Source organism: Micromonospora sp. WMMD734 (genome assembly GCF_049178975.1).
Taxonomy (GTDB): Bacteria; Actinomycetota; Actinomycetes; order Mycobacteriales; family Micromonosporaceae; genus Micromonospora; species Micromonospora wenchangensis.
Genome location: NZ_JBMHMK010000001.1, coordinates 5,386,444 through 5,412,630 on the forward strand (window position 1 = coordinate 5,386,444; position 26,187 = coordinate 5,412,630).

General features: G+C 72.6%; 27 protein-coding genes. 9 read left to right on the top strand and 18 right to left on the bottom strand.

Annotated features, from left to right (window positions below; all coding sequences use genetic code 11):
- Positions 1-58 precede the first annotated feature (58 nt).
- From ACN267_RS23130 to mqnE, 3 genes are all read right to left on the bottom strand, one after another.
- The gene (locus ACN267_RS23130) at positions 59-331 is read right to left on the bottom strand and encodes a DUF4229 domain-containing protein (protein WP_204958639.1); all 273 of its coding nucleotides are present in this window, start codon (positions 329-331) and stop codon (positions 59-61) included.
- Between the two features lie 107 nt (positions 332-438).
- Positions 439-879: a hypothetical protein gene (locus tag ACN267_RS23135; RefSeq protein ID WP_204958638.1), complete on the bottom strand. Its 441-nt coding sequence runs from the start codon at positions 877-879 to the stop codon at positions 439-441.
- Between the two features lie 23 nt (positions 880-902).
- A complete protein-coding gene (gene mqnE / locus ACN267_RS23140) occupies positions 903-2,072 on the bottom strand; it encodes an aminofutalosine synthase MqnE (protein WP_204958637.1) in 1,170 nt (389 codons plus the stop codon).
- A 246-nt stretch (positions 2,073-2,318) separates the two neighbouring features.
- Between mqnE and ACN267_RS23145 the strand changes: the two genes are divergently transcribed.
- The 4 genes from ACN267_RS23145 to ACN267_RS23160 all read left to right on the top strand — a co-directional run bounded on the left by ACN267_RS23145 (position 2,319) and on the right by ACN267_RS23160 (position 8,731).
- Entirely contained in the window at positions 2,319-3,899 is a 1,581-nt protein-coding gene (locus tag ACN267_RS23145) for a C40 family peptidase (RefSeq protein ID WP_204958636.1), read from the top strand.
- 132 nt (positions 3,900-4,031) lie between these two features.
- Entirely contained in the window at positions 4,032-5,750 is a 1,719-nt protein-coding gene (locus ACN267_RS23150) for a hypothetical protein (protein WP_421489644.1), read from the top strand.
- Positions 5,751-5,993: 243 nt separating this feature from the next.
- Positions 5,994-7,982 carry a DEAD/DEAH box helicase gene (locus ACN267_RS23155; protein WP_421489645.1) on the top strand — a complete coding sequence of 663 codons (1,989 nt, stop codon included), beginning with the start codon at positions 5,994-5,996 and terminating at the stop codon, positions 7,980-7,982.
- Positions 7,983-8,110: 128 nt separating this feature from the next.
- Positions 8,111-8,731: a putative glycolipid-binding domain-containing protein gene (locus tag ACN267_RS23160; RefSeq protein ID WP_421489646.1), complete on the top strand. Its 621-nt coding sequence runs from the start codon at positions 8,111-8,113 to the stop codon at positions 8,729-8,731.
- A 51-nt stretch (positions 8,732-8,782) separates the two neighbouring features.
- Here ACN267_RS23160 and ACN267_RS23165 read toward each other — a convergent pair whose 3' ends face one another.
- Together ACN267_RS23165 and ACN267_RS23170 are read right to left on the bottom strand one after the other, a co-directional pair.
- Positions 8,783-9,874, bottom strand: a complete 1,092-nt coding sequence (locus ACN267_RS23165) for a PLP-dependent cysteine synthase family protein (RefSeq protein ID WP_204958632.1) — start codon at positions 9,872-9,874, stop codon at positions 8,783-8,785.
- Positions 9,875-9,946: 72 nt separating this feature from the next.
- The gene (locus ACN267_RS23170; protein WP_204958631.1) at positions 9,947-10,405 is read right to left on the bottom strand and encodes an Lrp/AsnC family transcriptional regulator; all 459 of its coding nucleotides are present in this window, start codon (positions 10,403-10,405) and stop codon (positions 9,947-9,949) included.
- Positions 10,406-10,673: 268 nt separating this feature from the next.
- On the opposite strand from ACN267_RS23170, the gene ACN267_RS23175 reads away from it, so the two are divergent.
- Positions 10,674-10,940, top strand: coding sequence for a BldC family transcriptional regulator (locus ACN267_RS23175; protein WP_084261470.1), 267 nt, complete (start codon positions 10,674-10,676; stop codon positions 10,938-10,940).
- 197 nt (positions 10,941-11,137) lie between these two features.
- Here ACN267_RS23175 and ACN267_RS23180 read toward each other — a convergent pair whose 3' ends face one another.
- On the bottom strand, positions 11,138-11,764 hold the full coding sequence (locus tag ACN267_RS23180; RefSeq protein ID WP_204958630.1) for a UbiX family flavin prenyltransferase: 627 nt from the start codon (positions 11,762-11,764) through the stop codon (positions 11,138-11,140).
- A gap of 202 nt (positions 11,765-11,966) precedes the next feature.
- On the opposite strand from ACN267_RS23180, the gene ACN267_RS23185 reads away from it, so the two are divergent.
- Positions 11,967-12,932 (top strand): terpene synthase family protein, encoded by a 966-nt coding sequence (locus tag ACN267_RS23185; protein ID WP_421489647.1) that lies wholly within the window; start codon positions 11,967-11,969, stop codon positions 12,930-12,932.
- A 216-nt stretch (positions 12,933-13,148) separates the two neighbouring features.
- On the opposite strand, the gene mqnP is transcribed toward ACN267_RS23185, so the two are convergent.
- Both mqnP and ACN267_RS23195 read right to left on the bottom strand, forming a co-directional pair.
- Positions 13,149-14,060 carry a menaquinone biosynthesis prenyltransferase MqnP gene (gene mqnP / locus ACN267_RS23190; RefSeq protein WP_204958628.1) on the bottom strand — a complete coding sequence of 304 codons (912 nt, stop codon included), beginning with the start codon at positions 14,058-14,060 and terminating at the stop codon, positions 13,149-13,151.
- Positions 14,060-15,520: a menaquinone biosynthesis decarboxylase gene (locus tag ACN267_RS23195; RefSeq protein ID WP_204958627.1), complete on the bottom strand. Its 1,461-nt coding sequence runs from the start codon at positions 15,518-15,520 to the stop codon at positions 14,060-14,062. The genes mqnP and ACN267_RS23195 overlap by 1 nt, the downstream gene beginning before the upstream one ends.
- Positions 15,521-15,663: 143 nt before the next feature.
- Here ACN267_RS23195 and ACN267_RS23200 point away from each other — a divergent pair, with 143 nt between their 5' ends.
- On the top strand, positions 15,664-16,536 hold the full coding sequence (locus ACN267_RS23200; RefSeq protein WP_421489648.1) for an alpha/beta fold hydrolase: 873 nt from the start codon (positions 15,664-15,666) through the stop codon (positions 16,534-16,536).
- Positions 16,537-16,613: 77 nt separating this feature from the next.
- On the opposite strand, the gene ACN267_RS23205 is transcribed toward ACN267_RS23200, so the two are convergent.
- The 3 genes from ACN267_RS23205 to ACN267_RS23215 all read right to left on the bottom strand — a co-directional run bounded on the left by ACN267_RS23205 (position 16,614) and on the right by ACN267_RS23215 (position 18,506).
- Positions 16,614-17,228 (bottom strand): nucleotidyl transferase AbiEii/AbiGii toxin family protein, encoded by a 615-nt coding sequence (locus ACN267_RS23205; RefSeq protein WP_421489649.1) that lies wholly within the window; start codon positions 17,226-17,228, stop codon positions 16,614-16,616.
- Positions 17,225-17,809 (bottom strand): type IV toxin-antitoxin system AbiEi family antitoxin domain-containing protein, encoded by a 585-nt coding sequence (locus ACN267_RS23210; protein WP_421489650.1) that lies wholly within the window; start codon positions 17,807-17,809, stop codon positions 17,225-17,227. The genes ACN267_RS23205 and ACN267_RS23210 overlap by 4 nt, the downstream gene beginning before the upstream one ends.
- Positions 17,810-17,930: 121 nt before the next feature.
- Entirely contained in the window at positions 17,931-18,506 is a 576-nt protein-coding gene (locus tag ACN267_RS23215; RefSeq protein WP_421489651.1) for a carboxymuconolactone decarboxylase family protein, read from the bottom strand.
- A 48-nt stretch (positions 18,507-18,554) separates the two neighbouring features.
- Between ACN267_RS23215 and ACN267_RS23220 the strand changes: the two genes are divergently transcribed.
- Positions 18,555-19,031, top strand: coding sequence for a MarR family winged helix-turn-helix transcriptional regulator (locus tag ACN267_RS23220; protein ID WP_421489652.1), 477 nt, complete (start codon positions 18,555-18,557; stop codon positions 19,029-19,031).
- A 110-nt stretch (positions 19,032-19,141) separates the two neighbouring features.
- On the opposite strand, the gene ACN267_RS23225 is transcribed toward ACN267_RS23220, so the two are convergent.
- The 3 genes from ACN267_RS23225 to ACN267_RS23235 all read right to left on the bottom strand — a co-directional run bounded on the left by ACN267_RS23225 (position 19,142) and on the right by ACN267_RS23235 (position 21,790).
- Positions 19,142-19,330, bottom strand: coding sequence for a DUF397 domain-containing protein (locus ACN267_RS23225; RefSeq protein ID WP_088642057.1), 189 nt, complete (start codon positions 19,328-19,330; stop codon positions 19,142-19,144).
- Positions 19,321-20,127 carry a helix-turn-helix domain-containing protein gene (locus tag ACN267_RS23230; RefSeq protein ID WP_204958621.1) on the bottom strand — a complete coding sequence of 269 codons (807 nt, stop codon included), beginning with the start codon at positions 20,125-20,127 and terminating at the stop codon, positions 19,321-19,323. The genes ACN267_RS23225 and ACN267_RS23230 overlap by 10 nt, the downstream gene beginning before the upstream one ends.
- A 181-nt stretch (positions 20,128-20,308) precedes the next feature.
- Positions 20,309-21,790, bottom strand: a complete 1,482-nt coding sequence (locus ACN267_RS23235) for an ATP-binding protein (RefSeq protein ID WP_281901260.1) — start codon at positions 21,788-21,790, stop codon at positions 20,309-20,311.
- Between the two features lie 106 nt (positions 21,791-21,896).
- On the opposite strand from ACN267_RS23235, the gene ACN267_RS23240 reads away from it, so the two are divergent.
- Positions 21,897-22,118, top strand: coding sequence for a hypothetical protein (locus ACN267_RS23240; RefSeq protein WP_421489653.1), 222 nt, complete (start codon positions 21,897-21,899; stop codon positions 22,116-22,118).
- Here ACN267_RS23240 and ccsB read toward each other — a convergent pair.
- From ccsB to ACN267_RS23260, 4 genes are read right to left on the bottom strand one after another with little or no spacing between them, the layout of a single operon-like run.
- Positions 22,084-23,082, bottom strand: coding sequence for a c-type cytochrome biogenesis protein CcsB (gene ccsB, locus ACN267_RS23245; RefSeq protein ID WP_204958619.1), 999 nt, complete (start codon positions 23,080-23,082; stop codon positions 22,084-22,086). The genes ACN267_RS23240 and ccsB overlap by 35 nt on opposite strands.
- Entirely contained in the window at positions 23,082-24,704 is a 1,623-nt protein-coding gene (resB, locus tag ACN267_RS23250) for a cytochrome c biogenesis protein ResB (protein WP_421489654.1), read from the bottom strand. Before resB ends, ccsB begins: the two co-directional genes overlap by 1 nt.
- Complete coding sequence (locus ACN267_RS23255) at positions 24,704-25,612, bottom strand: cytochrome c biogenesis CcdA family protein (RefSeq protein ID WP_281901264.1); 909 nt, start codon at positions 25,610-25,612, stop codon at positions 24,704-24,706. Before ACN267_RS23255 ends, resB begins: the two co-directional genes overlap by 1 nt.
- Positions 25,612-26,187: a TlpA family protein disulfide reductase gene (locus ACN267_RS23260; protein WP_204958616.1), complete on the bottom strand. Its 576-nt coding sequence runs from the start codon at positions 26,185-26,187 to the stop codon at positions 25,612-25,614. Before ACN267_RS23260 ends, ACN267_RS23255 begins: the two co-directional genes overlap by 1 nt.

Below are 26,187 nucleotides of genomic sequence, written 5' to 3' on the forward strand. Positions count from 1 at the left end.
ACCGGGGCGGGCGGGGGCCGGAGAGGGCGCGGGGCGTGTCCGCGCGGGGGGGCGGGGATCAGGGGCGCGGGGCGTCCCCGCCGGGGTGGTCGTCGCCGGCCAGGGCGGAGCGGAGCCGCTCCTTCTCCGCGCGTCGCCGCTCGGCGGCGGCGGCCACCTCCTCGGCCATCTGGTCCCGCCAGCCCCGGAGCAGGAAGAACGACGCGGCGGCGGAAAAGATCAACGCCACCATCAGCTTCAGGAAGAGGTTCATCCCGACCGGCCACAACGCCGCCACGACCACCAGGAACAGCCCGATCCGGGCCAGCGTGTACTTCACCGCCGCGCTCACCGGACCATCCTCATCCGCGACCGCAGGGCTCGCACACCCCGCTCGCTGCTCGCGCCCACGTTGCCCACTCCTTGCTTCTGCGTCGGAACGCCGCCGTCGGGTGTGGCTCAGCCCGTCCGTCGGGCCAGCCAGTGCACGCCCTGGAACCAGAGCACCGCGTACCCGACGGTGAACGCGAGCGCGGCCAGCCCGCCGGTGAACAGCGGCGCGAGCCCGGCCGCCAGGCCCGCCACCAGCAGCCCGGCGAGCACCGCGACCACCGCGGCGGACAACGCCGCGACCACCCTGGCCGCGCCGAAGTCCCAGGCCCGGAAGTCGTCCCAGAACAGCCAGGCCGGCAGGATCACCGCGAGCCAGCCGTTGGTCCGGCCGAAGTCACCCGCGCCGGCCACGGCGAACGCCCAGTCGAAGAGCACCAGCGCCAGCAGGCCGATCAGCCAGCCGGCCAGGCTCACCCCGAGCAGGTCACCCAGGGTCAGGATGCGTCCCTCGGCGTCCCGGCGGGGAAACCCGCTGCGCTGCTGCGCGGTCGGCTGCTGTCCGGTCATGGTGTGACGAGCATACGGCCGGGTCAGGCCCAGACCTGCTGCGGCTCGGCACGCCGAGACGAAAGCGACGGCGCCCGGTCGTACTCGCGGACGACGTTGTAGCGGGTGTCCCGCTCCACCGGCTGGAAACCGGCGTCCCAGATCAGGTGCAGCAGGTCGTCACGGTGCATGGTGTTCGGGGTGCCGTACGAGTCGGCGTCGTGGGTGATCTTGTATTCGACGACCGAGCCGTCCAGGTCGTCCACGCCGAAGTTGAGCGAGAGCTGGGCCACCGACAGGCCGTGCATCACCCAGAAGTTCTTCAGGTGCGGGACGTTGTCGAACAGCAGCCGGGAGACCGCGAACGTCTTGAGCGACTCGGCCGGCGACGCCATGGTGGTGCGCGCCTGGATCCGGTTCCGGATCTTGCCGTCCGCCGAGTCGACGAAGTCGTGCTGGTAGCGCAGCGGGATGAAGACCGCGAACCCGCCGGTCTGGTCCTGCAACTCGCGCAGCCGCAGCACGTGGTCGACCCGGTGCCGGGGCTCCTCGATGTGGCCGTAGAGCATCGTCGCCGGGGTCTTCATGCCCTTGGCGTGGGCCAGCGCGTGGATCCGCGACCAGTCCTCCCAGTGGCAGGCGTGGTCGACGATGTGCTGGCGGACCTCCCAGTCGAAGATCTCCGCGCCGCCGCCGGTCAACGACTCCAGGCCGGCGTCCATCAGCTCGTCGAGGATCTCGTCGGCCGACAGGCCGCTGATCTTCTCGAACCACTGCACCTCGGTCGCGGTGAAGCACTTGAGCTTGACGTTGGGCAGCGCCGCCTTCAGCTCGCGCAGCACCTTGGGGTAGTAGCGCCAGGGCAGGGTGGGGTGCAGGCCGTTGACGATGTGCAACTCGGTGAGCTGCTCGTCCTCCATCTCCTTGGCCTTGCGGACCGCCTCCTCGATCCGCATCGTGTACGCGTCCTTCTCGCCCGGCTTGCGCTGGAACGAGCAGTACGCACACGAGGCGGAACAGACGTTCGTCAGGTTGAGGTGCCGGTTGACGTTGAACATCACCCGTTCGCCGTTCAACTCGGTACGCCGGTGGTGGGCCAGCCGGCCCAACCAGGTCAGGTCGTCGCTCTCGTAGAGGGCGATCCCGTCCGAGCGGGTCAGTCGCTCCCCCGCGTACACCTTCTCTTCGAGCTCACGCTTGAGTCCGGCGTCCATCGAAAAGCCACGTCCCTTCCACCTGCGGTCCGATCGAGCCTACGTCGGACGACCGACAGGTCGGCAGGACGGGCACCGCCAGCGACCTACCTCACCCGTACTCCCAGGCTTCTCCAAGCCGTCTCCGCATCGACATCGTTGTCCCGGTGCGGTAAGACAGGATGGGACGCGGCGCACACCGGCGGCGTTCCGGGTCGCCGCGCCCCACCTCACGCGGTGACACCATCACGCGGCACAGGGAGCGGAATGGTCGACAGCGGGCACGGGCGACGACAGCGACGACGCAGGGTCCCGGTGGTCTCCCCGGTGCTGCGGCCGGCGCTCTGGTCGGCGCTGCTCGGCGCGGTCGCCGCGATGGCCCTGGCCACCCCGGTCTACGCCGACCCGGCACTGCCCAACACCGTTCCGGACACCGGTTCCCGACCGGTGGCGACAGGCACGCTGCGACTGCCCGGTGCGGCGGCCCCCGGCTACCCGACCGTGGGCCAGCCGGGCAGCTCGACCGCGCTGCCCGTCGGCGGGCTGCCGACCAGCCCGCTGCTGTCCCAGATCGACACCCTGACCGCGCAGAACGGCCAGCTCGCCGACCAGCTCCTCCAGCTCGAAAAGCAGCGCGACGACGCCCGGGTGCAGCTCACCGGTGTGCAGGGCGAGCTGACCCGGGCCCGGAGCGCGCTGACCGTTGCCGAGCAACGGGCCAACGCCGTCGCCGCGGATGCCTTCAAGGCCGCCGCCGCCCTGCCGCCCGGCGAGTTCGCCCGCGACCTGCACGGGCTGAGCGTCCTGCAACGGGTCTCCCGGGGTGAGCAGGCCGACGGCGAGACCACGGCGGCCTCCGGCGAGCTCTCCCGGGCCCGTACGGCCGAGCAGGTCGCCGCCCAGGCGGTCACCGCCGCCACCGACCGGGTCCGGCGGGCCGAGGACCAGTTCGCCGCGGTGCAGAAGGCGCTGCGCGACAACGATGCCAAGATCGCCAAGCTGCGGGCCGACAACCAGGCCCAGCTCATCGCCCTGGAGAAGCAGCAGGAGGCCGCCGAGCAGAAGCTCGGGTCGGCGTACGTCGAGGGGCAGAGCAGCAGCGGCCTGAACGCCAGCCCGCAGGCGCTCGCCGCCGTGCGGTACGCGCTGGCGCAGCTCGGCGACCCGTACCTCTGGGCGGCCGAGGGGCCGGACCGGTTCGACTGCTCCGGCCTGATGTGGGCGGCCTACCGGTCGGCCGGCTACTACGACCTGCCCCGGGTCGCCCGCGACCAGTACTACGCCACCCGTGGGCGGACGGTCTCGCAGAGCGCCCTGCTCCCCGGCGACCTGCTCTTCTTCGCCTCGGGCAGCAGCTGGACGACCATCCACCACGTCGCGATGTACATCGGCAACGGGCGGATGGTGCAGGCGCCGCGCAGCGGGGACGTGGTCAAGATCTCCCAGGTGCGGTGGTCCGGCCTCTACGCCTCCACCCGGGTCGTCGGCGCGGTGACCACCCCCGGGGCCCCGGTCACCCAGCCCCCGCCGCCCACCCCGAAGCCCACCACGGCCTCGCCGAAGCCCACCACCCCCACTCCGAAGCCCACCACGGCGTCACCGAAGCCGACCACGCCCACGCCCCGGCCGACCGGCGGGTCGACCACCGCGCCGACGAAGCCGCCGGTCACCCCGAGGCCGTCGGCCACCACGGCGACGCCGACCCCCACGCCGACCAGGACCGCCGACCCGACGCCGAGCCTCACCGGTTCCGGCACCCCGGACCCGGAGGACAGCGGCACCGTGGAGAGCAGCCGGTCGGCGTCCGCCCCGGCGTCGGCGGGAGCCTCGGCGAGCACCGGGAACTGACCGGCCGGCACCGCCCCGACCGTCCCATCGGCACTCCGGCTGTGCCGACGGGACGAGATGTGGCACGGTGACACGAGGCACATCCGGTCACCGTTCGCGGGACGCGGATGCGAGGGGGCACGGAGGGCGATCATGGGCGAGCAAGAGGTTCCGGTGGGGCACGTGGACCAGGGACCGGTGCCCGACCCGGCCGGCCCCACCGCTCGCGCCGACGAGGCCACCCCGGCACCCGGCGACGCCCCGCCCCGCCCCGGCCGGGTCACCAGCACCCCGGTCCGGCCCGGCCCGGCCGTGGAAGGCACGGCCCGCGCCACGGCCAGCGTACGTACCGTGACCGCCCCGCCCGGGGGTGGCGACCTGCCGGCAGGGCCGGGCACCGCGACCACCTACCGGGCCGGCACCCCGACCGCCGCCGAGCCGGCCGTCCCGGCCTCCCGAACACCCGAGCCGGACGGCTCCGCCGGCGGCGACCCCATTCCGGGCGGCCCGGTCACCGTCCCGACCTCCCGAACATCCGACCCGGACACCGCCGGCAGTCCGGCCGGCCCGGCGAGTGTCCCCGGGCAGCGTGACGGCTCGGACGGCGGCCCGGCACGGGCCAGCGTCTCCGTCCCCGGGCTCAGCCGGGTCTCCGCCGCCGAGGCCGAGGACGCCGCAGCGGACGCGGGCACCCGGCCCGGCGACGCGGCCCCCGGGGTGTACCGGTCGACGCCGGTCAACCCGGAGCCGCCCGAGCCCGTGCAGCCCCCGGAGCCGGCACAGCCCCCCACCCCGCCGACACCGGAGCCGGAGCCCGCCCCCGAACCGTCGCCGGCCCCCACGCCCGAGCCCTCGACGCCGGGCACTCCCGAGCCGCCGGCCCCCGGTCCGTTCCCCGCACCGGTCCCGCCGCTGCCCGGTCCACCGCCGGGCCCCGTTCCGGTTCCTCCCGGCCCGGTCCCACCCGTACCGGGGCCGCCGCTGCCGCCCCCGGGCCCGGCGGTGCCCCCGCCCCCACCGCCGCCCGGCCCGATGCCGGCACCCCCGTTCCCCCCGCCGCCGGCCATGCCCGGCGCCCCGACGGCCTTCCGGGCCAGCGCCTCCGTCACCGCGCCCGCGACCGGCGGCACCGTCGCCCCGCCCACCTCGGCACCCCCGGCCGGCAGCCTCCCGACGCCTGCGGCTGCCGCACCCCCGGCCGCCACCTCCCCCGCCTTCAGGCCACCCGCCTCCGCGCCCCCGGCCACGACCCCCTCCGGGTCGACCCCACCGACTTCCGCACCCCCGGCCCCCGCCGCCTTCGCTCCGCCGACCTCCGCACCCCCGGCGGGTACCGGTGGAACGGGTGCCGCCGGCGTCAGCGCAGGCAGCGCGGAAACAAGCCGCACCGGAGCCGGCAGCGCGGGAGCAGCAGGTACGGCCATGCCGACGTTCCGGGCCCCGGTCGTACCCGATCCGGTGGGTGACGGCGCGACCTCGGTGCTGCCGGTGGTGCCGGCCCCGGCGCTGCCCACCTGGCCGGCGTCCGGGTCCGCGCCGCGCCGCACGGCCGGCGACGCCGCCCGTCCCTCCTCCGGTACGCCCTACCGGGGCGGCCCGAACCTGGCCAGCGTCGGCTACGGCGGCACCGACGGCCCGGGGCACGCCACGGTCGCCTTCCCGGCCGCCAACCCGGTGGAGAACTCCGGCTCGCTGACCGGGCACATCCTGGCCCAGGGCTGGTCCGACACGCCGGCACCGCGATCCAGGACCACCCGGGTGGTGATCGTGCTCGCCGCCTCGCTGGGGCTGCTGGTGGCGATCAGCGTGCTGGTCGTCCTGCTCGCCAACGACGTGATGGACGGGCTGGTCGGCGGCATGCTGTCCCAGTGAGGCCGGGCGGCGGGTGACGCCGGTGGAGGGGGCCGCCGGCAGGTGGCTGACGGCCCGGAACGGGTGAGTCCGCCCACTACCGGCTCGGGGCCCACTGGCGACGTCACCGGATCGCCGTACACTTGTCGGGATCACTGACCCGGCACGCGTGGCGTGCCCCTGGGCGATCTTGCGGGCGATTCGGCGGCGTACCCATGCTGCGGCGGGCCATCGCGAAGATGCGCCCCGCTCGAAAGGCTTTTCTTGACCACCTCCGTTGACCCCGGCACCAGTCCGTCCGCCCACGACCTCCCGACCGACGACCTCGCCGTCCCGGCCGCCCCCGTCGGCTTCGCCGACCTGGGGCTGCCCCGGCAGCTCGTCGACGCCCTCGCCCGGCAGGGCATCACCACCCCGTTCGAGATCCAGCGGGCCACCCTGCCCGACGCCCTCGCCGGCCGGGACGTCCTCGGCCGGGGCCAGACCGGCTCCGGCAAGACCCTCGCCTTCGGCCTGCCCATCGTCGCCCGGCTGGCCGAGCTGAACCGGGCCCGGCCGCTGCACCCGCGCGCCCTGGTCCTCGTCCCCACCCGCGAGCTGGCGATGCAGGTGAACGACGCGCTGCTGCCGCTGGGCAAGGCCGTCGGGATCTTCCTCAAGACCGCCGTCGGCGGCGTGCCGTACGACCGGCAGATCGACGCGCTGCGCCGGGGCGTCGAGATCGTCGTGGCCACCCCGGGCCGGCTCGGCGACCTGATCAGCCGGGGCGTCTGCGTCCTGGACGACGTCGAGGTGACAGTCCTCGACGAGGCCGACCAGATGGCCGACATGGGCTTCCTTCCCGAGGTCACCGAGCTGCTCGCCAAGACCCCGGCGGGTGCCCAGCGGCTGCTGTTCTCGGCCACTCTGGACGGTGACGTCGACACCCTGGTCAAGCGGTTCATGACCGACCCGGTGACGCACTCGACCGCGCCGTCGACCGCCTCGGTGTCCACGATGGACCACCACCTGCTGCTGATCCCGCCGCACGACAAGTTCGCCGTGGCGGCGTCGATCGCGGCCCGGTCCGGTCGGACGATGCTCTTCGCCCGTACCCAGCTCGGGGTGGACCGGCTGGTGGAACAGCTCGGCGCGGTGGGCGTACGGGCCGGTGGGCTGCACGGCGGCAAGACCCAGCGGATGCGTACCAAGACCCTCGCCGAGTTCCGTGAGGGACGGATGGACGTGCTGGTCGCCACGGACGTGGCGGCCCGGGGCATCCACGTCGACGGGGTGTCGCTGGTGCTGCACATCGACCCGCCGAAGGACCCGAAGGACTACCTGCACCGGGCGGGGCGTACCGCGCGGGCCGGCGAGTCCGGCGCGGTGGCCACGTTGGTGCTGCCCAAGCAGCGGCGGACCACGCTGGCGATGCTGGAGAAGGCGGGCGTGGAGCCGGCCGAGACCCGGGTGCGGGTCGGCGACGCGGTGCTCGCCGAGCTGACCGGTGCCCGCGAGCCCAGCGGTGTCCCGGTCCGTGACGAGCCCGAGCCGCGTCGGCACGGCGACCGCCCGCGCCGCTTCGGCGACCGGGACGCCCGGGGCTACGGCGGCGACCGGGGCCACGGCGGCAGCCGGGACGGCCGTGGCGGCTACGGCGGGGAACGGCCGCGCGGCAGCTACGGCGCGGAGCGACCGGCCCGGGAGCGGAGCTACGGCGACCAGGGCGGCGACCGGCAGACCGGGGACCGCCGTTACGGTGACCGCCCGTTCGGTGACCGCGCCGCCCGGGACGACCGCCCCACCGGCGACCGGGGCTACGGCGACCGGGGCTACGGCGACCGGACCGGGGGCGGCGACCGGGGCTACCGCGAGCGCACCGGCGGCGAGCGGGGCCACCGTGACCGCCCCACCGGCGGCTACGGCGACCGGACCGCCGCCGGTCAGGGGTACGGCGAGCGTACCGGCGGGGGTTACCGGGAGCGGCCGAGCGGCGAGCGCGGCTACGCCGAGCGGCCCCGGACCGACCGGAGCTACGGCGACCGGGGCGACCGGGGTTACGGCGACCGGCGGTTCGGCGAGCGCAGCGAGCCGCGTTTCGGCGACCGGGACGCCCGGGGCGAGCAGCGGTCCGGTGAGCGCCGGTTCGGCGGCGGCGATTCGCGGGGCACCGACCGTCGGGGCGGGTTCCGCACCGAGGGCCGGGTCCGTGACGACCGGCCGCGTGACGACCGGCGGGGTTTCGGCGGCCGGCCGCCGGCGCGTACCCACTGATCGGACGGGAGCGGGCCGGCCCGGCCACGGTCCCCCGCGGTTTTCCGACGCCGCCCCGGAGCACCTGCTCCGGGGCGGCGTTCGCGCATGCGCTGCCGTCGACGCCCTGCTGGCGTAACGTCCGGACCATGCCGAGGTCACTTTTCTGGAGCCGGACCGACACCGCCGGGGCCGAGCACGCCGTCCTCGACGACGGGGCCGGATTCGCCGCGCACGGGACCCAACTGGCCGTCGACCCGATCCCCTACACCTGCCGCTACCGGTTGGAGACCGGCTCGGACGGGGCCACCACCTCGCTCGCCGTGGAGGTCGAGGGCGCCGGCTGGTCGCGGAGCGTACGGCTGGAACGCGGCGCGGACGGGTGGCGGGTGCGCACCGGCGAGCAGGGTGACCTGGACGCGGCGCTGCGGGCGGCCGGGCAGCCACCGGCCGGCCTACCCGGCATCGAGGACACCGACCGGTTGCACCCGGCGCTCGACGTCGACCTGGGCGGCTCGGCCCTGTTCAACAGCCTGCCGATCCGTCGGCTGGGGCTGGCGGGGGCCGCGTCCAGCACCGAGCACCGGATCACCGTGGCGTGGGTGCTGGTGCCCAGCCTGGAGGTGGTGGCCGGCGAGCAGGTCTACACCGCGCTCGGGCCGGGGCGGGTGGGGTTCACCAGTGACACGTTCCGCACCGAGCTGGAGGTGGACGGCGAGGGGCTGGTCCGGCACTACCCCGGGCTGGCCGACCGGGCCGACCTGGGCTGACGGCGGAACCGGGCGGGCAGGGCCGGGTGTCGGCCCGGCCGGCTCCGGGGGTCAGCCGGGCCAGCTCCCGGTGCTGAGGAACCGGTCGATGGTGGCCAGGTACGGGGCGAGGTCGAGGCCCTGTGCGGCCACCCAGTCGTCGTCGTAGTAGGTGTCGGCGTACCGGTCCCCGGCGTCGCAGATCAGCGTCACCACCGAGCCGGGTCGCCCCTGGGCGAGCAGTTCGGCGATCAGCCCGAACGCCCCCCACAGGTTGGTGCCGGTGGAGCCGCCGACCCGCCGGCCGAGCACCGCCGATCCGGCCCGCATGGCGGCCAGCGAGGCGGCGTCGGGCACCTGGGTCATCCGGTCGACCACCGAGGGGAGGAAGGACGCCTCGACGGTGGGTCGGCCGATCCCCTCGATCCGGGAGCCCCGGCCGGTGCGTACCGACCAGTCGGCGGCCTGCCACGCCGGGTAGAACGCCGAGTTCTCCGGGTCGACCACGCAGAGTTTGGTGGGCAGCCGCTGGTAGCGGGCGTACCGGCCGATGGTGGCGCTGGTGCCGCCGGTGCCGGCACCGACCACGATCCAGGCGGGCACCGGGTGCCGTTCCAGGGAGAGCTGGGCGTAGATCGACTCGGCGATGTTGTTGTTGCCCCGCCAGTCGGTGGCCCGTTCGGCGTAGGTGAACTGGTCCATGAAGTGCCCGCCGCTGTCCTCGGCGAGCCAGCGCGCCTCGACCACCACCTTGGCCGGGTCGTCGACCAGGTGGCAGCGCCCGCCGTGGAACTCGATCTGGGCGATCTTCTCGGGTGAGGTGGAGGCGGGCATCACGGCGACGAACGGCAGCCCGAGCATCCGGGCGAAGTACGCCTCGGAGACCGCCGTCGAGCCGGAGGACGCCTCGATCACCGTGGTCTCCGGCCCGATCCAGCCGTTGCACAGCCCGTACAGGAACAGCGAGCGGGCCAGCCGGTGCTTGAGCGAGCCGGTGGGGTGCACCGACTCGTCCTTGAGGTAGAGGTCGATCCCCCACTGCCGGGGCAGCGGGAACGGCAGCAGGTGGGTGTCGGCGGACCGGTTGGCGTCGGCCTCCACGGCGGCGATCGCCTCGGTCACCCACACCCGGCTGGCCTCGTCGCACCGGTCGAGATGAGTCACGTCGGCAACGGTACAAGCGAGGTCGGCTCGGGTTCGGGCCGACCCGGCGTCGTCGCCGCTCGCACCAGCCGGTCAGGAGGCCGACGGCTCGATCGGCTGGGGCCGGTTCTCCCACTTGGTCGACAGGGCGATGCCGGTACGGGTGGAGGCCACCCCGGGGGTACGGCTCAGCCGTACGATCAGCTGTTCCAGCTCGGCGATGGTGCCCACCCGAGCCTTGAGCAGGAAGGACTCGACGCCGGCCATGAAGTAGCAGGATTCGATCTCGGGCATCTGCCGGAACGTCTCCAGCACGTCGTCGGTGTCCCCGCCGGAGTCCTCGACGATGCCGATGAGCGCGGTCACGCCGAGGCCGATCGCCTCCGGCTCGACCTCGGCCCGGTAGGCCCGGATGACGCCGCTGGACTCCAGCTTGCCGACCCGTTCGTGCACGGCCGGCGCGGAGAGGCCGACCTGCCGGGCCAGCTCGGCGTACGACAGGCGGGCGTTACTCCGCAGTAGTTCGACGAGGCTCCGGTCGATCGCGTCCACGGAGGGTGAGCCTATCCGTTGGGGCGTAACGTCCGGCGACCGGCATCCGTTGGATCTGACAGCAGGTGACAGTTCGCAGACCGACGGTCAAGGGAGTCCCGCGCCGGTACCATTTACTAACTTCCCACTCCGTGCGTTTTTCGCGTTTGGCGGACAGGCCAGTTCGCTGGTGCTGTAATTGCCATACGTCCCTCATGACGGCTCTGGGCTCGCACCGGCCGGGGGCAGTGTGTTCAGCCGAGGGCTTCGTCGACGCGAGGAGGGGGCTGTGGACACTGGAGATCGCCTGCTGACACCGGGTGAGGTCGCCGCACTGTTTCGGGTGGACCCGAAGACTGTGACGCGGTGGGCGGCGGCCGGCCGGATAGGCAGCATCCGGACTCCAGGCGGGCATCGCCGGTTTCGGGAATCCGAGGTGCGGGCCCTGCTGGAAGGGGAGGGCATGTTGGACGAGGCGGACGACATGGGCAAGCCACGCAACGTGGGCCCGGCCGCCTCGACCGGGCCGGGTCCGGCCAATGCCGGGATGTACTGAATGGTGCGAGACGGACGCACGGGCCGGCCGACGAGGCCGGCCCGTCGCCGCTTGGACGGCCCCGGGCAGCGCCACCTGCTCGCCGTCCGGGCCCTGCGCCAGGGCCGGCGGGCAGCGACCCGCGTGGGCTGAGCACGGGCCGGCCAGCAGTCGGGGGCGGGTCAGCGGTCGGGGGCGGGTCAGCGGTCGGGGGCGGGTCAGCGGTCGGCGGCCAGCTCGCCCGACCAGCGGCGGAACAGGGTGTGCGGCACGCCCAGGGCGTCCAGCACCTTGCCCGCGACGAAGTCGACAAGTTGTTGGGCGGTGGCGGACGCACCCGCGCCGTAGAAGCCGGGGCTGGCCGGCAGCACCACCGCGCCGGCGTCGTGCAGCGCGATCAGGTGTTCCAGGTGGCTGCGGGTCACCGGGGTCTCCCGGGGCACCAGCACCACCGGGCGTCGTTCCTTGAGGTTGACCTCGGCGGCGCGTTGCAGCAGGTCCTTCGACAGGCCGATGGCGATGCCGGCGCAGGCCGCCGTGCTGGCCGGCACGACCGCCATGCCGCGTACCCGGTAGGAGCCGCTGCTCGGGCCGGCGGCGATGTCACCGGCCGGCCAGTGCCGCACGTCGTCGCCGGTGAGGTCGCGGCCCAGCCAACCGGCGAGGTCCTCGGCCCAGTGGCCGTCCCGGAACGGCCGGCCGGTCTCGTCCAGGACGGTCAGCCGGGCGGCCCGGGACACGATCAGGTCCACCGGCTGCCCGGCGTCGAGCAGGCCCCGGACGACGGCCGCCGCGTAGGGGGTGCCGGACGCCCCGGAAACCCCCACCACCCATGGTTCGCGCATACGCCCAGCCTGCCTGGTGTACGCCGACCGCCGACGCCCACCCCCGTGATCGCCCCGTCGGCACGGTGCGGGACCGGCCGGTCGACCCACCGTCGCCGTACCGGTGGGCCGCGCCTCCGACGGCGGGCCCGGCCGGCAGGTCAGCACTCGACCTGCGATGCTGCGGACTAAAGATCCACACGGCACGGGGGAGACATCGATAATGGTCGACAAGATCCTCTGGTCGTTACGGTCGACCTGCCCGATCCCGCCCCGGCTCTCCCCGTACGCCGACGGCGTGCAGGAGTGGTTGCTGAAACTGCTACCCCGGCTGGGTCTGCCGTTGAGCGTCGAGGCGTTGCACCGGCTCGACCGGGCCGGCTTCGCCAGGTACGCGGGCCGCCTCTACCCGGACGCCAGCGAGCCGGACCTGCGTACCGTGTCGGCCCTTTTCACCTGGTTCTTCCTGGTCGACGACGCCTGCGACGGGCCGGACCGGCTGCCCTCGGAGCAGATCCGGGCACTGCGACGCGGGACGCTGACCCTGCTGCACGACGGGCCCCGACGGCGGCACCCGGGATTCGGGGGGCCGCTGCGCCGGCTGCTGGTCGAGGCGTGGCGGGTGCCCCGCCGCCGGATGCCGGCGCGCTGGCGGCTGCGGTTCGCCGACGCGGTCGGCGACCACCTGGACGGCAACTGGCGGGAGGCGGTGGCGAAGGAGAGCGGCCGGCCGCCCAACGTGGCCGAGTACGTGACGCTGCGCCGGGCCACCTCGGCGGCGTACGTGTCGTACCCGCTGATCGAGTTCGTCGGGGGTCGGACGCTACCGGACGCGGTCTACCACCATCCGCTGCTACGCCGGATCGGTGACCTCGGCAACGACCTGCTCTCCTGGTACAACGACCTTGCCTCGATGGAACGGGACCGGACCACCTCGGGCGGGCACAACCTGGTGCTGGCGCTCGCCGACGAACAGGCCGTGCCGGTGGAACGGGCCGCCGAACTGGTCGCCGACCGCTGGCGGGACACGATGACCCGGTTCCAGGTGCAGTGCGCCGCGGTCCCGTCGTTCGGCCCGGCGCTCGACGGTGCCGTCGCCGCCCACCTCGACGGCATCGCGAACGCCGTCCGGGGCACCATCGACTGGACCCTGGAAAGCGCCCGCTACCCCGTCCACCCCCACCCCTGACCCATCCCCCCACCCGCCCCACCGACCCCCGCCCCACCGACGCCCACCCCGCCCCGGTGATCAAGAGCTTTGCGTCAAGTTTGATCTTCGAGTTGACCTGAACCTCTTGATCAACTGACGCAAACTTCTTGATCATCAAGGACAGCGGGCGGGGCGGGGCAGAGCGGGGCGCAGCACGGTGCAGCGCCGGAGATGAGCAGCCGGAAGGAGGCGGGATCAGGGGCGCAGGTCGAGGCGGATCACCAGGTCGAGCAGGGCGAAGACGAACAGGGCGATGCCGACGAAACCGTTCGCCGTGAAGAACGCCCGGTTGACCCGGCTCAGGTCGGTCGGGGTGACCACCACGTGCTGGTAGCCGAACGCGACCGCGGTGAACGCCAGCCCGATCCACCAGGGCCAACCGAAGCCGACCAGCGCGCCGAACCAGATGAACAGCGCGAACGTCACCACGTGTGCCCCGGTGGAGGCGTGCAGGGCGAAGCGCCGGCCATAGCGGGCGGGAACGCTGCGTACCCCGATCTGCCTGTCGACCTCGTCGTCCTGGCAGGCGTAGATCAGGTCGAAGCCGCCGATCCACAGGCCGACGGCCGCGCCGAGCAGCCAGGCCGGCCCGGACCCGGCGAAGGTGCCGGTGACGGCGAGCCAGGCGCCGACGGGGCCGACCGCCTGGGCGACGGCCAGGATGGCGTGCGGCCAGTCGGTGAACCGCTTGCCGTAGGGGTAGACGACCAGCGGGATGACGGCGAGCGGGGCGAGCACCAGGCAGAGCGGGTTGAGCAGGGCGGCGGCGGCGAGGAAGACCACCAGGGCGACGGCCGCGCCGGTCCAGGCCGTCCGCACGCTCACCGCCCCGGTGACCAGTTCCCGCCCGGCGGTACGCGGGTTCCGGGCGTCGATCCGCCGGTCGAGGATGCGGTTGGCGGCCATGGCGAACGTGCGTGCACCAACCATCGCCACGGTGATCAGCAGCAGGTCTCCCCACCGCACCCGACCACCGTTGACCTGCATCGCGGTCAGCGCCGACAGGTACGCGAACGGCAGCGCGAAGACGGAGTGCTCGATCGCGACGAGCTTGAGGAAGGATTTGACCCGGCCAGGGCGGGGGGCCGGGGCGACGGCGGTGGCCATCAGATGCCGTACTCCTTCCAGCGTTTGTCGACCAGCGAGGTGACCTCCGGCGACATCGTCATCTCCTCGGGCCAGCCCCGGGTGTAGCCCTCGGCGGGCAGTTTACGGGTGGCGTCGACGCCGACCTTGCCGCCCCAGAACTGCTGGTAGGAGGCATGGTCGAGGTGGTCCACCGGCCCTTCGGTGAGCAGCAGGTCGCGGGCGTAGTCGACGTTGCCGAAGGCACGGAACGCGACCTCGTTGTAGTCGTGCACGTCGCAGTCGGCGTCGACGATCACGATCAGCTTGGTCAGCGACATCAGGTGCGCGCCCCAGATGGCGTTCATCACCTTCTGTGCGTGCTTGGGGTAGCGCTTGTTGATCGACACGATCGCGCAGTTGTGGAACACCCCGGCGGCCGGCAGGTCGTAGTCGACGATGTCCGGGATCAGCAGTTTGAGCAGCGGTTGGAAGATCCGCTCGGTGGCCTTGCCGAGGCCGTGGTCCTCCTGCGGCGGCTTGGACGTGACGATCGAGTGGTAGACCGGGTTGCGCTGCGTGGTCATCGTCTCGACGTGCAGCACCGGGAACGGTTCGACCGGGGTGTAGAAACCGGTGTGGTCGCCGAACGGCCCTTCGGGCAGCCGCTCGCCGGGTTCCAGGTAGCCCTCCAGCACGATCTGCGCGTGCGCCGGCACCTGCAACGGCACGGTCAGGCAGTCGACCATCTCGACCCGTTCGCCGCGCAGGAACCCGGCGAACAGGTATTCGTCGATGTCTCCGGGGAGCGGCGCGGAGGCGGCGTAGCTGACCACCGGGTCGCAGCCGATGGCGATGGCGACGGGCAGCCGCTGGCCGAGCCGTTCGGCGACCGCGTGGTGGGCGGTGGAATCCTTGTGGATCTGCCAGTGCATGCCGAGGGTGTTGCGGGAGTGCTGCTGGAGGCGGTAGAGCCCGAGGTTGCGCTTGCCGGTCTCCGGGTGCTTGGTGTGGGTCAGCCCGTAGTTGTGGAAGATCCCGCCGTCGCCGGGCCAGACCTGGAGGCCGGGCAGCCGGCCCAGGTCGACGTCGTCACCGGAGTAGACCACCTCCTGGCAGGGCGCGGTCTTCACCTTGCGCGGCGGCACCGACTTGAGCTGCATGACCTTGCCCAGGCCCTCGCGGATGCCGGACCAGCCGACCGGCAGCTCCGGCTTGATCAACGCGCCGATCCGGTCGCCGATCTCGTCGAGCGAGTCGACGCCGAGCGCCATCGCCATCCGCTTCTCGGTGCCGAACAGGTTGATCGCCACCGGCATCTCACCCCGGGTGGGCCGCTCGAACAGCAGCGCCGGCCCGCCGGCCCGGACCGTCCGGGTGACCACCTCGCTGATCTCCAGCGTGGGGTCCACCGGGACGGTCACCCGCCGCAGCTCGCCCGCGCGCTCCAGCGCCGCGAGAAAGTCCTTGAGATCGGTGTACGGGAAGCCACGAGCCGCCATACGGCCAGTCTCCCGCACCCCCGCCGGCCCCGCCCACGCCGGGTGGGACCCGGCGGTGTGCGTCTCCCCACCCGGCGGCTGCTCGTTGCACGGGTGACGGTGGGGCGGCTGGTCGGGCCGGCGACGTCGGGACGGGGGCGGGGATGGGCGACGGAGGGGTTCCGGCGGGCTTCACCGAACAGCGGGCGCAGGTCGGTGACGTGGCGATCAACTATGTCCGGGGCGGCCGTGGACCGACCCTGGTGCTGCTGCACGGCTATCCGCAGTGCTGGCGGATGTGGCGGGCGCTGCTGCCGGAGCTGGCCGCGACGTACCAGGTGGTCGCCCCCGACCTGCGCGGTTTCGGCGGCAGCGACGCCCCGCCCGGCGGGTACGACAAGAAGACCGTCGCCGCCGACCTGCACGGGCTGTTGACCGGGCTGGGCCTGGCCGACGACATCCGGCTGGTCGGTCACGACGTGGGCACCATGGTCGCGTACGCCTACGCCGCCGCCCACCCGGACGCGGTGTCCCGGCTGGTGCTGTCCGAGGCGCCGATCCCGGACGAGAGCATCTACACGTTTCCCGCGTTGACCGAGGCGGGGCCGGCGGTGTGGAACTTCGGCTTCTTCAACCTCACCAACGGCCTGCCGGAGGAGCTGGTCACCGGCCGGGAGGCACGCTGGGTGGACCGCTTCACCGACTCGATCATGGTGCACAAGGGCAGCATCGGTGCGGACGACATCGAGGAGTACGCCCGGCACCTGACCGACCCGGCCCACCTGCGGGCCAGCTTCAACTATTTCCGGGCCTTCGCGCAGGACGTCAAGGACAACACCGCGTACCGGAAGAATCCGCTGCCGATGCCGGTGCTGGCCATCGGCGCGGCGGCCAGCCTCGGCGGCCAGGTCGCCGACCAGGTGCGCCGCTACGCCCGCACGGTCGACGGCCGGGTGGTCACCGACTGCGGCCACTGGCTGTTCGAGGAGCGCCCGGCCGAGCTGACCGCCCTGCTACTCCCCTTCCTGCACGACTGACAGCCCCGGTCCGGCGGGAACTGCCCGCGACAGCGGGCCCTGCCACAACGACGTCCGGGTTCGCGTCCCGTGTGGTGTCACTGATCCCCTGCGGCACGAGCCTGCGCCCAGTGCCCTGAAACAATCTTGTGTGCCTCGATGGCAGACGTCACCGCCAGCCCGATCTCCGCAGCCAGGACTTCGTACCGGGCGTTCCACGATGGCGGTGGTTCGGGGAGATCATCCGGCACGGTGTGGGTACCTCGGATGGAGAAGACGTGGTGCACCCGCCTGACCAGCGCTTCATCAGCCGGCACACCGTCCTCCACCAGCAGGACGAGGTCGACCAGATCCCTGACCCGGGTGGACAGCCCGGTTTCGTAGAGCCGCGTCAGGGCGTGCAGCTTTTCGGCGTACTGCTGCCGCAGGTCAGCTACCCAGATCACCCGGGTGGGGATCGCGGCGAATGCCAGGTCGTCCAGGTCGACATCGCGGGTCGATCGTGCAAGCCCGGGCCGTCGCAGCTCGACCGCCATCCCGCCCTTGAGTACCCAGGCATCGGTGTTCTGGTGAACGAGGCGCACCAGGAGCCGGGTGAAGGCAAGGCGACGACGGAGCCAGTTGGGGTCCCTGCCGAGCAGTCGCGCACGTCCGAGGATGCGGTTGTCGACGGCAGCACGCAGCGCGGAAGCCGTCGAGTATCTCCTGCTCATCGACCTGTCGCCGCCAGGGCGATATGCGCACCCAGCTCCGCCGTCGGACCCAACTCCGTGGCGGCGGCACGCAGACGCCGTGCAGTGGTGAGGCCCCGGCTGAGCGCCTCGGCGACAGCACCGTCGAGCCACTGTTGCTCGATCCTTGCCTGTGCGCACTCGGCAAGTGCGCGACTCGGGGTCGTCACCCGGAACCCTTCTCGATCTTCGATGTCCGCCTCGGGGGGAAGCGGTCGGTGCAGGACGATCTCCGGAGCCGAGCGTCGGAACCGCGCGGGAACCGACAGATGCACCCTGGCCGGGTCGAGATCACCAAGGTCGTGCACGGAGAGCGCGCTGGCATGACTCACCACGCCCACCGCCCCGCTCCACAGCACCCAACGGACGAGATGGTCCGCCGGATGCGCCGGCCAATCCCTCAGCCGGAAAACTCCCCGGTCGACCCGCACCCAGTTGCCGTGATCAACGTGGTGTTTCTGCGCCTGATACGAGTATCCAATTTCCCGAGCCTGCGCGGCGGTGACGTAGCCGTGCTGACGGGCAGCAAGCTGGAACAGCGCTCGCCGGTTCGATGTTGACACTCGCCAAGGCTACCAACCTAAAGAAAAGATTTAGTTTCCGGTCAGGTGAAGCCGAAGAACTAAAGTTGTGTTTTACTTTCGTGCCAGCGCAAGGTGTCCGTCCTCGACGGCGGCCGCTCGGTCAGGCCGCCGGCTCCCAGGCGTACGCGGCGAGGGGCGGGTCGAGCGGGGCGCGGGTGAGTCGGTTGGCGAGGGTCGAGATGGTGTACGTCCCGACCCCGAGCACCACGTCCAGGGCGTGCCGGGGCCGGTAGCCGGCGTCGAGGAAGGCGGTCAGCTCCTCGTCCGGCACGTCACCGGCATGGTCGAGGACGGCGAGGGTGAACCGGCGCAGCGCCGCCAGCCGGGGTTCGGGCAGGTCAGTGCCGTCGCGCAACGCGGCGACGAGGGCGGGGGCGGCATCCAGCCGGTGCAGGGTGGCGGTGTGCATCGCCACGCAGAGGTGGCACCGGTTGCGGGTGGCCACCGTCAACACCACCACCTCCCGCTCGACCGGTGCGAGGTCGGTGGCCTCGAAGGTGGCGGAGGCCGTCAGGAAGCCCTTGAGCAGTTCCGGGGATTCGGCCATCAGCCCGACCGCGCCGGGCAGGTGGCCGAGCTTCCGCCGTACGCCGGCCATGGTCGGCCGGGCGGCGTCGGGCGCGGTGTCGAGGGTGTGGGTGGTGAAGCCGGGTCGGGACATGGCGGTACCCCTCACGTACGATAGTCAACGTGGTTGTCGAAACAGTAAACCAGGTTGTCGAACATGTCGACGGGTGACCCCGAGCGGCCCGGCTTCGTGCTGCCCCTGCTGCTGCTCGCCGGGTTCCGCAGCCTGGTCGACGACCTGCACGCCGAGTTGGCCCGGCAGGGGCACCCCGAGCTGCGGCCGGCACACGGCTTCGTACTCCAGGCCGTCGGCGTGCACGGCACCACCGCGTCCGACCTGGGCCACCGCCTCGGCGTCTCGAAGCAGGCCGCCGGAAAGACCGTCGACCGGCTGGTCGCCCTCGGCTACCTGGAACGCGCCGACGACCCGGCCGACGCCCGCCGCAAGCTGATCCGGATGACGGAGAAGGGCGTCGACGGGCTGCGCCGCTCGGCGACGATCTTCGACGCGCTACGGGAGCAGTGGGTTGGCCGGCTCGGCGCGGAGCGGGTGGCCGCCCTGGAGGACGACCTCCGCGCGGTCACCCCGCCGGACACCTTCCGCCTCGACGTCCCCGGCTGGTTCGGCAGCTGAAACGCCCTCCGGGCACACCTGCCCGGCGACCGACGCGGACGTCAGGAACGCGCCCGGGTCACCAGTGGCCCAGCCTGTGCGACGGGAGTGCCCGCCGGCCGGCGGGCCGGTCAGTGGCGGCGGGTCTGCGCGACGAAGGCCCGCCAGGCGGCCGGGGCGAAGGTCAGCACCCCGCCGTCGCGGTCCTTGGAGTCCCGGACGTGCACCCGACCGGGCAGGTTGTCGGCGACCTCGACGCAGGCGCCGGAGTCGTTGCCGCTGCGGGTGGCCTTGCGCCACCGGGCGTCGGTCAGATCCATGGCCTCACGATCTCCTCAAGCAGGTCGATCGACTGCTGTCGGGGCAGCGCCTCACTGCGCAGAGTTTCCCATCTTCCCAGCAGCGTCGCCACCCCGTCGATGTCGTCCACCACCGTGCCGCCGGTCTGCGTGTCGAGAAAGCCCACCCAGTCGCCGTCGGCCGAGCAGCCGAGAATGAACGGCCCGAAAAGGCCCGCATGCAATCCGACCGTAGCCGGCAGGACGTGCACGTTGACGTGCGGCCGGCGGGCGCACTCGATCAGGTGCCGGAGCTGACCGGCCATCACCTCGGCGCAGCCCTCGGCGAACCGGCGGAGCGCGCTCTCGTCGATCACGGCGGTGAGCTGCGGCGGGTGCTCCCGGTCGAGGATCTCCTGCCGGGCGAGTCGGGCCGCCACCAACTCCTCGACCCGCTCGGCGGTGTAACTGAGATCAAGTCGGAAGCCTGCCCGCGCGTAGTCGGCGGTCTGCAACAGGCCCGGCACCATGGTCGCGCCGAAGCAGCGCAGCTGGGTCGCCGTCCGCTCGGCCTCCAGCCACGGGCGGAACCACACCGGCTCACCGTCGCGCCGCCCCAACTCCCGCAGGGCGACGAAGAGGCCGCCGCTGTCGAGGACGTCGTCGGCGCGCTTGAGATAGGAGTGGTTCGGCACGACCTGCCCCAGCTCCACCGCCGACACCGTCGACGGGGAGTAGTGCACCCGGCGGCCGAACTCCTCCTGGGTCAGGCCGGCGGTCGCCCGCGACCGGCGCAACTGGGCCCGGATCAGCTCCGCCGTCGACACCCGCTCGCTCATCCGGCACTCCTATCGGGACGGCGACCGTCCACCCGGCAGCGGACGGAATCACCGTGTCGCAGAGTAGTCATCAGGAAGCGCCCTGTCAGACCCCGCCGCTCCACAGTCCCGCCAGCATTTCCCGACCCCGCTCCAGCGCCGCACCCGGATGTGACGTCGGGTCCTGCACCGTCCTGATTCGTCAGCGCCCGTAGAGCACCTCGGGATCGACAAGCACGACGTCCGGTCGGTCGGCGGCGACCCGGACGAGTTCGTCGGTGAAGCCCTCGGCGCTGGCGAGGAGCAGGCGTACGTCGGTCGCTTCCACCCCGGGCCGCCCCCGGAGAATGTCGCGTAGGCGTGCCAGTCGTTCCAGGTCGGGAAGACCCAGTCGACGCCCCCACTTCACTTCACCGATCGCCAGCAACGGACGCGGACCGTCCCCCATCGGCGGCTCGCCGAGCGCCACCAGGTCAAGTTCGTGACTGGTCCGGCTCGCCGCGTCGGTGAGGGTGGCCGTACCGACCTCGGCCACCGGCCCACCCAGCACTTCCGGATCGGCGAACCCCACCGCCCACTGCCGGACGATCTCCTCGAACCTCGGGCCCAGGACGGCGCTCGCGTACCGGCGTTGCGACCGTCGCCAGACCTCCAGTCCACGCCGTTGCTCCAGGGCGGTCCATGCCGGCCGCATCACCGCCTGGTAGAAGGAGATCAACGGCTCGGTGATCCGGTAGTTGCTGCGGCCGGTGCGCAACAGATCCGGCTCCCGGAGCAACAGGCCGGCGTCCTCAAGGACGGTGAGTGGGTGCTGCAGGTCGGTGGCCTTGCGTCCGATGTAGCCCGCGATCCCGCCCCGGCTGGCATTCCCCTCCGCCACGGCGGCGAGCACGGAGTGGTACAACGCCGCGTCCCGCAGGTCGGGGTCCTCCGCGAGCAGATACCGCGCCTCCCGGAACAGAGGTCGCGCCGGATTCAGCACCGCACGGACCACCCACGGGTCGAAGTCCGCCGGACCGGAGGGCGCGTCATCCTGCACGTATTCGCGCCGGTAGGCGGGAGTACCACCGACGATGGCGAAGACCCGCACCGCCAGCAGCGGATCGTCGAGCCCCCAGAAGGCTGCCGCCGCCCGGTAGTCCAGGGGCCGGACCGGCAGCTCCAGCCCGGCCCGGCCGCGCAGCGGTGCCGACCCGGCGAGCAGGCCACCCATGAACGACAGGGCCGAGCCACACAGCAACAGGCGGGCGCGGGATTCGCTGCGCTCCGGCCGCCCCGGAGTCAGTGCGTGTTGGATGATCGACGGCAGATCCCGTGCCGCCCGCACCAGGTAGGGAAACTCGTCGATCACCACCGGCACCGGGCGGTCCCGGCCGAGGGCGAGCAGCGCGTCCACCGCCGCCGCCCAGTCCGGAAGCTGCACCGGGCCGGGGGCACCCACGAACGCGCCGAGCGCCTCCCCGAGCCGCCGGAGCGACTCGGTCGACGTCGCCTCCGTGGCACCGAAGTAGAAGCCGCCGCTGCTTCGGGCGAGTTCGTAGAGGAGCAACGTCTTGCCCTGACGGCGGCGTCCGCTCACCACGCCGAGCGTCGCGCCGGGGCGCTCGTCCGCCGCGAAGCGGGCAAGCTCCGTCCACTCGATGTCCCGGTCGAAGATCCCGGCAGGCTTGGCAAGCTCACGCATCACGGTCTCCGCACTTCTTATAACTACACTTCTTAGAAGTGTAGTTATACATTTTGCAGACGGAGGGGCGTCGACACAGCCCGCTTCTCCGGCGGAGGATGGGCGCATGGATGACGCGTACACGGTGGGTGATCCGGACGGCCTCTCCCCGCTCCAACGAGAGATCCGCGACGCGGTGGCCCGGGAGCTGCACGCCCAGCTCGCCCTACGGGCCGAGCACCTCGACCTGGCCGACGTGCCGGAGGTCGCCTACCAGGTGACCCTGGGCGTCGACCGGGTGCTCACCGGCCGACTCACTCCACCCCGGCGTACGAGTGCAGGCCGGTGAAGAAGAAGTTCACCCCGAACAGGTTCATCAGCACGGTCAGGAAGCCCAGCACCGCGATCCAGGTCGCCACGTTGCGCCGGACGCTGGGCGTGGCGCGGGCGTGCAGGTAACCGGCATAGACCACCCAGGAGATGAACGCCCAGGTCTCCTTCGGGTCCCAGCCCCAGGCCCGGCCCCACGCCGCCTCGGCCCAGATCGCGCCCGCGATCACCGCGAACGTGAAGATCGGGAACGAGAAGGCGTGCAGCGCGAAGGTCAGCCGCTCCAGGTCGGCCGCTCCGGGCAGCCGCCGGGCCAGCGTGTACGGGAAGCTGCGCCGCCCCTGCTCGTAGCCGTTGCGCAGCAGGAACGACACGGCCGGCACCACGCCCAGCAGGAAGATGCCTGAGGAGAAGACGATCGTCGACACGTGGATGATGAACCAGTACGACTGGAGCGCCGGCATCAGCGGCACCACCGGGACGTAGAGCTTCAGCTCGGCGAACGCCAGCAGCAGCACCATCACCAGGGTGAGGAACAGCCCGAGCCGGCGCAGTGACGGCCGCTTCCCGAGCACCACGAGCCAGGCGGCGGTCCCGATCCAGGTGACCGTCAGCACGAACTCGTACATGTTGCCCCAGGGCATCCGGTCGGCGGCGATCCCCCGGGTGACCAGCGCGCCGAGGTGCAGCGCGGCGGCGAGCACGGTCAGCCCGGCGGCGATCCGCCCGGCGAGCCGGGCCCGCCCCGCCGAACGGCTCGGCCGGACCGACGGCGGCGTGGTCCCGGGGGCGTCGGCCACCGGCCCGTCGACCTTGTCGACTCCCGCGCCACCCACGCCCGCGCCGACCAGTTCCCGCGCCGGGGTGACCCGGGCGGCGACGGCACGGACGTTGCCCAGGGCGTACTCGACGGCGTGGCTGATCATCGCGATCAGGTACACCAGGATCGCGAACGTCACCAACTGGTCGGAGACTGCGGACATCACTCGACTCCCTCTCGCGCCGGCCGGTCGGGCCGCCCGTCGTCGCGTACCGCCGCGACGAGGGACGCGAACTCCTCGGCGAACCCCGGATGATCGGTGCGCGGCAGCCCACCGGCCGACACCAAGCTACTACCGCCCGTCGGAGATCCACTGTCGGGGGGCGTCACCCGGAACCAGACCCGCCGCCGACGGCCGAACAGCGACCCCATCAGCCCGACCAGCAGCACCACGCAGGCACCCAGCATCAGCTCCTCGCCCGGGTCGTGCCGGACGGAGAGGGTGACGTACCGCTTGGTGCCGAGGAACTCCAGCTTGCTGCCGTCGTCCAGGGTCCACGTCTCGCCCAGGGCCAGCTTCCTGTCGCCCACCTGCTTGAGCTTGCCGTTGGTCACCTGGCGCTGGTCGAGCTGGTAGACCGAGCCGGGGATGCCGGCGTCCAACCCGAGGTTGCCCCGGTAGGCGGCCAGCACCACGGCCGGGTTGCGCTCCTCGGGGAACCGCGACGACGCGAACGGCCCGGTGTCCGGGGCGGTCGGCAGATACAGCCCTTCGAAGGCGACCTGCTGGTTGGCATCCCGCCGGCCGGTCGCCGGGTCGACGTTGGCGTCCGGGAAGGCGGCCACCCCCTCGCTGGTGAGGTTGGCGTCGCCGCTGGTCAGGAACGGCACCGTGCTGGTCTGGCTACGGCCGTACCGGTCGGTGTACCTGAGGATCGGGGCGTAGCCGTGGCCCAGCAGGTAGACGTTGGCGGAGCCCAGCCGTAGCGGCGAGTTGACCGAGAAGGTGGCGGTCCGCCGGTCCGAGCCGTCGGGGCGGTCGACGGTCACCGTGGCGCGGTAGCTCTCCGGCTGCCCGGACGGCAGGAACCGGGCGTCGAACCGGTCGAGGGTCAGGCAGAACGGCGGCAGGTCGGCGCTGTCGACGCGCGGGCCGAGCTTTGCCTCGGCGTACTGCTGGCGGGTGTTGCAGAACGCGTTGTCCGCGCCGGCCACCAGCAGCTTGTTGCCGTGCCAGCCGTACCACGAGCCGAGCGCGACCCCGAGCAGCACGGCGACCAGCGAGGTGTGGAACAGCAGGTTGCCGGTCTCCTTGAGGTAGCCCTTCTCGGCGGAGACCTCGTTGCCGCGCACCTGCACCCGCCACCGGCGGCGACGCAGCACCGCGGCGATGGCCTGCGGGTCGGCGGCGCCCGGCGACTCCAGCACGGTGTGCTGCGGCAGCCGCTCCATCCGCTTGGGCGCGGCCGGCGGCCGGGCCCGCAACGCCCGCACGTGCTCACGCATCCGGGGCAGGATGCAGCCCACCAGCGAGGTGAACAGCAACAGGTAGATGGCGGAGAACCAGACCGAGCCGAACACCTCGAACGCGCCGATCCGGTCCAGCTGCGGAGCCAACTCCGGATGCTCGACGAAGTACCTGTCGACGTTCTCCGGGTTGACCCCGCGCTGCGGCAGTACCGAGCCGGGAATGGCCGCGACCGCGAGCAGGAACAGCAGGATCAACGCGGTACGCATGCTGGTGAGCTGCCGCCACGAGTTGCGCAGCAGGGCCAGCAGCGGGTTCGGCCGGCGGCGGGGAGCCTCGGCGGGTGGGCTGGCCGGGCGGTCGTCGACGGTCGTCATCAGATGCTCACCTCGCCGGGGCCCACTGTCGTCTGCAACCAGATCACGAAGTTCTGCCAACCGCCGGTGACCAGCGCCAGACCGATCAGGATCAGCAGCACCCCGCCGATCCGGGTCACCCAGCGGCTGTTGCGCCGGACCGCGCGGAACACCCCGAGCAGCCGGTGGAAGCCCAACCCGAAGACCACGAACGGCAACCCCAACCCGAGGCAGTACGCCACCGCCAGCACCACGGCACGGTCGGTCTGCCCACCGGTGGCGGCCATCCCGAGCACCGCGCCCAGCGTCGGCCCGGTGCACGGCATCCAGCTCAGCGCGAACACCGCGCCGAGCACCGGCGCACCGAGCAGCCCGGCGGCGGGCAGCCGACGGATGCGCAGTTCCCGCTGCATCCCGGGGAGCACCCCCAGGTAGCTCAGCCCGAGCAGGACGATCAGCGCGCCGATGACGACCTGGAAGGTGCGCTCGTAGTCGAAGAAGATCCGGCCGAACCCGGCGAAGAGGATCGCGGTGGCGGTGAAGACGACGGTGAAGCCGGCGATGAACAGCAACGTCCCGGCCAGCACCCGGCCCTTGACCGCCGCCACCGGACGGGCCGCCGCCCGGGTCGCCACCGCCACCGTGCCGCCGGATGCCGAACCGCCGCCGGGTGCCGAGCCGCCCTCGGTGGCCGGGTCGCCACCGGGTGCCGGGCCGCCGCCCGGGGTGGGGTCCGCGTCGGGCGGGGTGGTCGGCCGGGCGCGGCCCTCCAGGTCGGTGCCGGCCAGGCCGGTCACGTACGACAGGTAGCCGGGCATCAGCGGCAGTACGCACGGGGACAGGAAGCTGACCAGCCCGGCGAGCGCCGCCGCGCCGATGGCCAGCAGCAGCGGGCCGGACTGGGCGAGTTCGCGGAACGTCTCGCCCATCAGCGGGAACCGGTCGACGCCGGCTCTTCGGCGGCGATCCGCTCGACGATCGGGCGCAGCCCGTCGGTGGTGACGGCGGCCCGGATCACGGTGGCGATCCGGCCCTGCCGGTCGAGCACGACGGTGGCCGGGATGGTGTTCGGCGGGATGTCCAGCGCCAGCGCCAGCCGACTGGCCGGGTCGAACAGGCTCGGATAGGTGACCCGACCCTCCTCGAAGGCGATCGCCTTGTCCCGGCTGTCCTGCACGTTGATGCCGAGGAAGGTCACCCCGGACGCCCTGGTGGCCTGGTAGGTGGCCTCCAGGTCGTCGGCCTCGGCCCGGCAGGGCGCGCACCAGGAACCCCAGAAGTTGACCACCACCACCTGCCCCCGGGCCTGGGAGGTGTCGTACCGGCCACCGGTGAGCAGGTCACCGGCGATCGTCGGGGCGGCGGAGCGTTGGTCGGGGGCGCACTCGACGATGCCGCCGTTGTTGGCGCACCGGCTCTCCTCGGTGCCGGAGGAGCAGCCGGCCAGCGCCGCCCCGGCGGTGACGGCGGCGAGCAGGACGGCCAGCGGCCTCCGGGAACGCAT

Bases quoted from the DNA above. Each gene is read 5' to 3' on its own strand.
- ACN267_RS23135 (WP_204958638.1), bottom strand. From the start codon at position 879: ATGACCGGACAGCAGCCGACCGCGCAGCAGCGCAGCGGGTTTCCCCGC.
- mqnE (WP_204958637.1), bottom strand. From the start codon at position 2,072: ATGGACGCCGGACTCAAGCGTGAGCTCGAAGAGAAGGTGTACGCGGGG.
- ACN267_RS23145 (WP_204958636.1), top strand. From the start codon at position 2,319: ATGGTCGACAGCGGGCACGGGCGACGACAGCGACGACGCAGGGTCCCG.
- ACN267_RS23150 (WP_421489644.1), top strand. From the start codon at position 4,032: ATGGGCGAGCAAGAGGTTCCGGTGGGGCACGTGGACCAGGGACCGGTG.
- ACN267_RS23160 (WP_421489646.1), top strand. From the start codon at position 8,111: ATGCCGAGGTCACTTTTCTGGAGCCGGACCGACACCGCCGGGGCCGAG.
- ACN267_RS23180 (WP_204958630.1), bottom strand. From the start codon at position 11,764: ATGCGCGAACCATGGGTGGTGGGGGTTTCCGGGGCGTCCGGCACCCCC.
- ACN267_RS23185 (WP_421489647.1), top strand. From the start codon at position 11,967: ATGGTCGACAAGATCCTCTGGTCGTTACGGTCGACCTGCCCGATCCCG.
- mqnP (WP_204958628.1), bottom strand. From the start codon at position 14,060: ATGGCCACCGCCGTCGCCCCGGCCCCCCGCCCTGGCCGGGTCAAATCC.
- ACN267_RS23195 (WP_204958627.1), bottom strand. From the start codon at position 15,520: ATGGCGGCTCGTGGCTTCCCGTACACCGATCTCAAGGACTTTCTCGCG.
- ACN267_RS23200 (WP_421489648.1), top strand. From the start codon at position 15,664: ATGGGCGACGGAGGGGTTCCGGCGGGCTTCACCGAACAGCGGGCGCAG.
- ACN267_RS23205 (WP_421489649.1), bottom strand. From the start codon at position 17,228: ATGAGCAGGAGATACTCGACGGCTTCCGCGCTGCGTGCTGCCGTCGAC.
- ACN267_RS23220 (WP_421489652.1), top strand. From the start codon at position 18,555: ATGTCGACGGGTGACCCCGAGCGGCCCGGCTTCGTGCTGCCCCTGCTG.
- ACN267_RS23225 (WP_088642057.1), bottom strand. From the start codon at position 19,330: ATGGATCTGACCGACGCCCGGTGGCGCAAGGCCACCCGCAGCGGCAAC.
- ACN267_RS23230 (WP_204958621.1), bottom strand. From the start codon at position 20,127: ATGAGCGAGCGGGTGTCGACGGCGGAGCTGATCCGGGCCCAGTTGCGC.
- ACN267_RS23235 (WP_281901260.1), bottom strand. From the start codon at position 21,790: ATGCGTGAGCTTGCCAAGCCTGCCGGGATCTTCGACCGGGACATCGAG.
- ACN267_RS23240 (WP_421489653.1), top strand. From the start codon at position 21,897: ATGGATGACGCGTACACGGTGGGTGATCCGGACGGCCTCTCCCCGCTC.
- ccsB (WP_204958619.1), bottom strand. From the start codon at position 23,082: ATGTCCGCAGTCTCCGACCAGTTGGTGACGTTCGCGATCCTGGTGTAC.
- resB (WP_421489654.1), bottom strand. From the start codon at position 24,704: ATGACGACCGTCGACGACCGCCCGGCCAGCCCACCCGCCGAGGCTCCC.
- ACN267_RS23255 (WP_281901264.1), bottom strand. From the start codon at position 25,612: ATGGGCGAGACGTTCCGCGAACTCGCCCAGTCCGGCCCGCTGCTGCTG.
- ACN267_RS23260 (WP_204958616.1), bottom strand. From the start codon at position 26,187: ATGCGTTCCCGGAGGCCGCTGGCCGTCCTGCTCGCCGCCGTCACCGCC.